Consider the following 888-nt stretch of genomic DNA (forward strand, 5'->3'; position numbering starts at 1 on the left):
TTTGTTATGCAGCAATGAGGTAAATGATGTTTGAATCCTTACAAGAACGCCTTGGCTTCATCCTGTCTCATTTAACAGGGCGTGGTGCTTTGTCGGATCAGGATGTCGCAGCGGCACTGCGAGAAATTCGTCGCGCTTTGTTAGAGGCCGATGTTGCACTTGATGTCGCACGTTCTTTTACTGATAGGGTTCGTGAAAAAGCTGTTGGGTCTGCAATTGTTAAATCAATTAAACCTGGTCAGATGGTTGTTAAGATCGTTCATGACGAGCTGGTTCATGTGCTTGGAAATGAAGGCGTTCTGAGTGATCTAAACGCACCAGCACCTGTTGTTATCATGATGATTGGTTTACAGGGTTCTGGAAAAACAACAAAAACAGCAAAGTTGGCAAAGCGTTTAACCCATAAGCACAATAAAAAAGTTCTCATGGCCTCGTTAGATACACGTCGTCCTGCAGCACAGGAACAACTGCGTCAATTAGGAGAACAGGCAAAGCTTGCAAGCTTGCCCATTATTGCAGGACAGTCCCCCGTCGATATCGCAACACGTGCGGTACAGGCAGCTAAACTTAGCGGTTATGATGTCCTGCTTCTTGATACGGCAGGGCGTAATCATATTGATGAAGCTTTGATGCTTGAATTAGTTGAAATTAAAGCTTGTTGCCGTCCTCATGAAATTATGTTGGTTGCTGATAGCCTGACTGGTCAGGATGCTGTCCATCTAGCACGTTCTTTTGATGAGCGTGTGGGAATTACAGGAATTATTTTAACACGTATGGATAGTGATGGACGCGGTGGAGCCGCCCTTTCAATGCGTGCTGTAACGGGAAAGCCGATAAAAGCAATCGGAATTGGGGAAAAAATAGACGATTTGGAAGAATTTCATCCTA

The 888-nt window shown here is 44.7% G+C and carries 1 protein-coding gene; it reads left to right on the forward strand.

Annotated features, from left to right (window positions below):
• Nucleotides 1-26: 26 nt before the first annotated feature.
• The coding region (locus tag ACFIO5_RS10335) for a signal recognition particle protein (RefSeq protein WP_375705355.1) at nucleotides 27-888 on the forward strand (862 nt) is incomplete at its 3' end.

The organism is Bartonella sp. AA86SXKL (assembly GCF_042196885.1).